The 5769-nt window shown below is 70.6% G+C and carries 6 protein-coding genes and 1 pseudogene; 4 read left to right on the top strand and 3 right to left on the bottom strand.

The window, feature by feature from the left end:
* The first annotated feature begins 298 nt into the window (after positions 1-298).
* The 4 genes from R6V09_RS44180 (at position 299) to R6V09_RS44165 (ending at position 2484) form a co-directional block, all read left to right on the top strand.
* On the top strand, positions 299-844 hold the full coding sequence (locus R6V09_RS44180) for a sigma-70 family RNA polymerase sigma factor (protein ID WP_043670802.1): 546 nt from the start codon (positions 299-301) through the stop codon (positions 842-844).
* 156 nt (positions 845-1000) lie between these two features.
* Positions 1001-1516 carry a hypothetical protein gene (locus R6V09_RS44175; protein ID WP_317887128.1) on the top strand — a complete coding sequence of 172 codons (516 nt, stop codon included), beginning with the start codon at positions 1001-1003 and terminating at the stop codon, positions 1514-1516.
* 141 nt (positions 1517-1657) lie between these two features.
* Positions 1658-2308: a zf-HC2 domain-containing protein gene (locus R6V09_RS44170; RefSeq protein WP_317887127.1), complete on the top strand. Its 651-nt coding sequence runs from the start codon at positions 1658-1660 to the stop codon at positions 2306-2308.
* Between the two features lie 17 nt (positions 2309-2325).
* Positions 2326-2484, top strand: coding sequence for a hypothetical protein (locus R6V09_RS44165; RefSeq protein WP_317887126.1), 159 nt, complete (start codon positions 2326-2328; stop codon positions 2482-2484).
* A gap of 8 nt (positions 2485-2492) precedes the next feature.
* On the opposite strand, the gene R6V09_RS44160 is transcribed toward R6V09_RS44165, so the two are convergent.
* From R6V09_RS44160 to R6V09_RS44150, 3 genes and pseudogenes are all read right to left on the bottom strand, one after another.
* Positions 2493-3356, bottom strand: a complete 864-nt coding sequence (locus R6V09_RS44160; protein ID WP_317887125.1) for an Fpg/Nei family DNA glycosylase — start codon at positions 3354-3356, stop codon at positions 2493-2495.
* A gap of 46 nt (positions 3357-3402) precedes the next feature.
* Positions 3403-5493, bottom strand: coding sequence for a SpoIIE family protein phosphatase (locus tag R6V09_RS44155; protein WP_317887124.1), 2091 nt, complete (start codon positions 5491-5493; stop codon positions 3403-3405).
* Between the two features lie 68 nt (positions 5494-5561).
* Positions 5562-5769 (bottom strand): annotated as a pseudogene (locus R6V09_RS44150) (DUF6777 domain-containing protein); the annotation flags it as partial.

The following is a 5769-nucleotide window of genomic DNA, read 5'->3' as shown; positions in this document are numbered from 1 at the left end:
GCTGGGCCTGGCAGGCGGCGGCCGCGGCGAGAATGCCCACCAGGGCAACGGCCACCTGTCGTCTGCGTGCGATCATCAATTCACCCCACTGTGGTCATATTTACCCACCCATAGGTATGAACCTCACCGCCCCCGCAAACGGCTTCCGGCCTCCGATGACCCGTCCGGTGTGCGCGTGCGGGGGATCACCGGGTGGCGCGGACCGTTCGTCGCACCGTTCGTCGACGCGATCGACCGTCCGCCGCAGCCCCCTGTGCGCGCCCTGTCCCCGGGCCGCACGCTGCGATGCCATACGGCCATGACGGCCGGACCCACGCTCACCAACGGAACGACCGCCGAGCACGAGCTCGCCGCACTGCAGCGCGAGCACGGCAGGCCGCTCTTCGCGCTGCTGCTCCGGCTCTGCGACGGCGACCGCCAGCGCGCCGAGGACCTCGTCCAGGAGACCCTGGTACGGGCCTGGCAGCACCCCGAGGCGTTGCGTGCCGACGACTTCGAGTCCGTACGGCCCTGGCTGCTGACGGTGGGCCGGCGGCTCGCCATCGACGCGCGGCGGGCCCGGCAGGCACGACCGCCCGAGGTCGGGGACGCGGTGCTGGAGAACGCGCGGGTGTGTGCCGATCACGCGGAACGGTCGGCGGCGACGCTCGATGTGCGGGAGGCTGTGAAGACTCTCACTCCGGAGCACCGTGAAGTCCTGGTGCTCGTGTACTTCCAGGGGGCGAGTGTGGCGGAGGCCGCGGCGGCCCTCGGGATTCCGCCCGGTACGGTGAAGTCCCGTGCCTATTACGCGCTCCGCGCCCTGCGCCGGGTGCTTCCGGGCTATGCGGCCGACCTGCGGTGAAACCAACTCCTTAGTCAAACCTCCGTAAAGCGCCTTGCTCGGGACCCTGGTTGAGTAATCGGCTGTCCTCATCCGTGTTCCGGACTGGGGGGCTCGGGGTTCCTGACGGAGCCTCGGGCCGGGCGACGCGCACGCACCGGAGGAAGGCAGGAAGGGATGCTGCACAGAGGTCAAGAGAGCACGGACGGCACCGGTGGCGGTGAACTCACCGTCCCCATGGCGTGGTTGTACGCCGAGTACATCGCCGACGAACTGCTGCGGACCGGCGACCTGATGCCACCGACGTCCTTCGAGTTCCGCGCGGGACGGGACGCGCTGGCACTGACCATCTTCCTCTCCGACACGGACGGCGAATTGTCCGGTATCCGGGTGGTCACCCAACTTGAGACCTGGCTTTCGCTCACGGCGTACGACCAGCCGTGGCAGGACTGGGTCCGTGAACGTATCTCCAAGTTGACGGCGGACGCGGTCGAGTCCGGCGCCGACGCACCGGATCTGGCGCTGGCGGAGAACGCCTGGCGCTGGCTGGAGGAGACCGAGCTGCTCGCGCCCGATCTGGACGCGGTACCGGGAGGCGGTCCGGTGACCGGTGAGGACGACGGGCCGAAGGTCTGGACGCCCGCCTGGCAGCTGGGTCTGCCGCTCGGCCATCTCGCCATCCATCTTTTTTGAAACGGGGACCAATCCATGGGCCCGACCGCTACGAATTCGTGATGGCCATTCTGTGTGTGCCTTGAGTGATTCGGCGGGCTGGTGCGTACCGATGGGAGCAAGGAGTAACCCCACCCGCACCTAACGGCACGAGGATTCGTCATGAGGTCCCTGGAAAGGCATCGCGACGTCGGCGCGTACGCGCTCGGCGTGCTGGACGAGGCGGAGGCCTTCCGCTTCGAGGATCACCTCATGGAGTGCACTAGCTGCGCGGCTCATGTGACCGAATTCGGTCCCGCCTCACGGCAGTTGATGCTGTACCGGCGGGCGACGCCGCGCTACGTGCACCCCATGGCGCAACCCGGGCCCCGGCTGCTCGACCGGTTGCTCGGCGAGGTGGCCGCCCGTCAACGCGCCGGACGGCGGCGTTTTCTGTACGCCGTGGCCGCCTCGGTGGTACTGGCCGTGGGAGGCCCCGCGGTGGCGACGTTCGCCGGAAACGGCGACGGGGCCGTGCAACTCACCGCGACCGACGCCAAGTCGGGCGTGTGGGCACAGGTCAGGGCCGCGAACGAGAACTACGGCAGTGATGTGTCCCTGAAGATCAAGGACGGCGCGGGCCCCCGCTCCTGTCGTCTCGTGGTCGTCGGCCGGGACGGTTCCGAGCAGGTCGTGACCAGTTGGAACGTACCCGCGCACGACGCGACGATGATCACGATGCAGGGTGGCGCGGCGATGCACCCCGACGAGATCGACCACTACGACGTACGGACGGCCGACGGACAGCAGTTGGTCCGGCTCACCTCGCACTGAAGTCCCGCCCTGTGGTGATGGATCAACTCCTGGCCGCCCGAAGGCTGCTTGCCGCCGGGGCGGTCATGGAGACGGCCGGGGACGGCGCCCTGACCGGGCAGGCGCTCCCGGGGCTGCACGAGGACCTGTTGACGTCGGACCCCGGCGGACGTGACGGAGCCGACCTCTGGCTGTAGGGCTCCGGCTATTTGAGCAGTCTCGACATCCGTCGGTCCGCGAGCGGCTTGCCGCCCGTCTGGCAGGTGGGGCAGTACTGGAGCGAGGAGTCGCTGAAGGACACCTCGCGGATGGTGTCGCCGCAGACCGGGCAGGGCTCGCCGGTGCGGCCGTGGACGCGCAGGCCGCTCTTCTTCTCCGACTTCAGGCGGCCCGCCGCCACGCCCCGGGAACGTTCGACGGCCTCAGTCAGTGTGGTGCGCAGGGCCGTGTAGAGCGTGTGCGTCTCGGCCGCCGTCAGTGACGACGCGAGCTTGAACGGGGACATCTTCGCCGCGTGCAGGATCTCGTCGCTGTACGCGTTGCCCACCCCGGCGATCAGGGTCTGGTCGCGCAGGGCGCCCTTGAGCTGCCGGCGTTCGTCCTTCAGGAGTTCGGCGAAGCGCGGCTCGTCGAAGTCGTCGGCCAGGGGGTCGGGTCCGAGGCGGGCGACGCCGGGAACCGACTGCGGGTCGGCCACGACGTACACCGCGAGGCGTTTCTGTGTGCCCGCCTCTGTGAGGTCGAAGCCCTCGCCCGTCTCCAGGGCCACCCGGAGCGCGAGCGGGCCCTTGCCGGGGCGGGGCGGGCCGTCCGGGAGGCGGTCCTTCCAGTGCAGCCAGCCCGCGCGGGCGAGGTGGGTCACGAAGTGCGGGCCGCCGTCCGTCTCGACGTCCAGGAACTTGCCGTACCGGTGCACGGCCGCCACCTCGTGTCCCTCCAGCGCGGTGGGCGGAGGGTCGTACGTCTTCAGGACGCTGATGGCGACGGGCAGCACCCGTACGATCTCGTGGCCGACGAGGTGTTCGGTCAGGAAGTCCTTCAGCGCTTCGACCTCGGGAAGTTCCGGCATACGTCCAGGGTGCCATCAGTGACCCGTGGGGTCAGGTCAGATCGTGTCAGGTCCGGTCGGATCCGGTCCGGTCCGGCACCACGAACTCGCACCACACGCACTTGCCGCCGCCGCGCGCCTCCACGCCCCACACGTCCGTGAGCAGGTCGACCAGGAGCAGACCTCGCCCCGAGACGCCGTCCTCGCCTGCCTCACGGCGGCGCGGCAGTGCGCTGGAGGAGTCCTCGACCTCGACGCGCAGCCGGCGGTCGGGGCCGGTGAGGACTCTGAGGGTGACGATCGCGGAGCCCTCGGTGTGCATCAGGGCGTTGGTGATCAGTTCGTCGGCGACGAGTTCGACCTCGTCGGCGCGCTCGCGCCCGCCCCAGGCCCGGACGGCGGCCCGGATCATGTGCCGGGCCTCGGTGAGGGCCTCGGAGTCGCCGGGCGCCACGTGCTGCTGGAGCCGGCCGCCGGAGCGCGGTGCGTCGAGGCCGCGGCGGCGCAGCAGGAGCAGCGCCACGTCGTCCTCGCCGCCGCGTTCCTCGGCCACGTCGATGAGCAGGTCGGCGAGGTCGCGTACGTCGTCGGGGCCGGAGGCGATGAGGGCGATGAGGGTCTGCAGTCCGTCGTCGAGATCCGCGCCGGGCTGTTCGACGAGGCCGTCGGTGCACAGCACCAGGGTCTGGCCGGGGTCGAGTTCGAGGGTGGAGACGGGGTATTCGAGCCGCCCGAACTCCGCGGACAGACCGAGCGGCAGTCCGCCCGCGACGGGCATACGACGGCAGGTCCGGTCCAACTGCCGCACCAGCGGGTCGATATGGCCGGCCCGGACCACCTGGACCACCCCGGTGGACAGGTCGGCCTCGGCGTAGAGGCAGGTGGCGAAGCGGTCGGTGTCGAGTTCGTGGAGGAAGACGGAGGCACGGGCCATCACGGTGGCCGGGGTGTGCCCCTCGGCGGCGTACGCCTTGAGGACGATGCGCAGTTGCCCCATGACGGCGGCGGCGTGCGTGTCGTGGCCCTGGACGTCGCCGATGACCGCGCCGACCCGGCCGCCGGGCAACGGGATCAGGTCGTACCAGTCGCCGCCGATGTCCCGGCCGAGCTTCGCGGACCGGTAGCGGACCGCCACGTCGGCGCCCGGCACGCTGGGGATGGCACGCGGCAGCATCGCCTGCTGGAGGCCCTGGGCGAGGTCCTTCTCCTGCTCGTAGAACATGGCGCGCTGCAGACTCTGCGCGATGCTGCTGCCCAGCGCGACGAGCACGTTGCGCTCCTCCGCCGAGAAACCGCGCCGGTCGCTGTAGAGCAGGCCCATGGCGCCGATCGGCCTCGCCTGGGCGATCAGCGGGAGATAGGCCGCGGCGGTGATGTTCAGGTCGGTGATCTCCGGCCACAGCAGCGGGTAGCGCTCGGCGAACTCCTCTGGCGACTCGATGAAGGCTGGGGCGAGGGTGCGTACGACCTCCCCCATCGGGTACGGCTCGTCGATCCGGGTGACCTCCGTGCCGGGCACGAAGCTGCCCTCGGGGCCTTCGGCGACCAGGCGGATACGGCCGGCCTCGACCAGGCCCATGACCAGGCTGGTCGCGCCGAGGTGGACGAGGCCGTGGGTGTCCTTGAGGACGTCGATGACGTCCTGGACGGTACGGGCGTGCGCGAGGGCGGCGGTGGTGAGCTGGACGACGTTGGTCTGGTCGCGCCTGGCCGCGTCCAGGGCGGCCTGCTCTCGGCGGGCCGCGCTCTCGGCGAGTTCCTGGGTGGCGTCCCGGACGATGCCGATGATCCGGCGCGGGCGGCCCGTCTCGTCGCGCCGGATGTAGCCCTGGGTGTGGGTCCAGCGCAGGCTGCCGTCGCGCAGCCGCATACGGAAGTAGGCGCCGTAGTTCTCGCTGCCGTCCTTCATCGCCTGGGAGACGAGACCGTCGAGCCGGTAGCCCTCGGGCGGCGGTACCCGGATCGCCAGGCTCTCGGGGTGTCCGTCGTATTCGTCGGGGCGCAGGTCGAAGACCTCGTGGGCCTGGGCGTCCATGTGGAACAGGCCGTTGTCCAGGTCCCAGTCGAAGCTGCCCATGCGGTTGAGCGCCAGGATCGGGTCCGGGTGGGCGGGCCAGTCGTCCGGGAGTGACAGGGCGCTCGCTCCCCGATCAACCATGCGGCCCACCTTGCCAGGATTTACCCGATTTTTCACCTTGTCCGAGCGCTACGGCGGCTACGGCACCGTCAGCCGGCGAAGACGTCCGTCGGGCTGTCGAAGATGCTGGTGGTGGTGGTGTCGTCGGGGATCAGTCCGCCGCCGTCGGGCAGGTCGGGGGTCTCCGGGACGGTCGGCGGACCGATCTCGTCCGGGGAGCCCTGGTCCGGGGAGGGCCGGGGCGCGACCGTCCTCGGGGCGGCCGTGACCGTCGCGGTGGGGCAGCCCGTGACGCCG

The organism is Streptomyces sp. W16 (assembly GCF_033194735.1).
GTDB lineage: Bacteria > Actinomycetota > Actinomycetes > Streptomycetales > Streptomycetaceae > Streptomyces.
This window is presented reverse-complemented; position numbering and strand designations above follow the sequence as displayed.

Coding starts and splice junctions, on each gene's coding strand:
- R6V09_RS44180 (WP_043670802.1), top strand. CDS start 299: ATGACGGCCGGACCCACGCTCACCAACGGAACGACCGCCGAGCACGAG.
- R6V09_RS44175 (WP_317887128.1), top strand. CDS start 1,001: ATGCTGCACAGAGGTCAAGAGAGCACGGACGGCACCGGTGGCGGTGAA.
- R6V09_RS44170 (WP_317887127.1), top strand. CDS start 1,658: ATGAGGTCCCTGGAAAGGCATCGCGACGTCGGCGCGTACGCGCTCGGC.
- R6V09_RS44165 (WP_317887126.1), top strand. CDS start 2,326: ATGGATCAACTCCTGGCCGCCCGAAGGCTGCTTGCCGCCGGGGCGGTC.
- R6V09_RS44160 (WP_317887125.1), bottom strand. CDS start 3,356: ATGCCGGAACTTCCCGAGGTCGAAGCGCTGAAGGACTTCCTGACCGAA.
- R6V09_RS44155 (WP_317887124.1), bottom strand. CDS start 5,493: ATGGTTGATCGGGGAGCGAGCGCCCTGTCACTCCCGGACGACTGGCCC.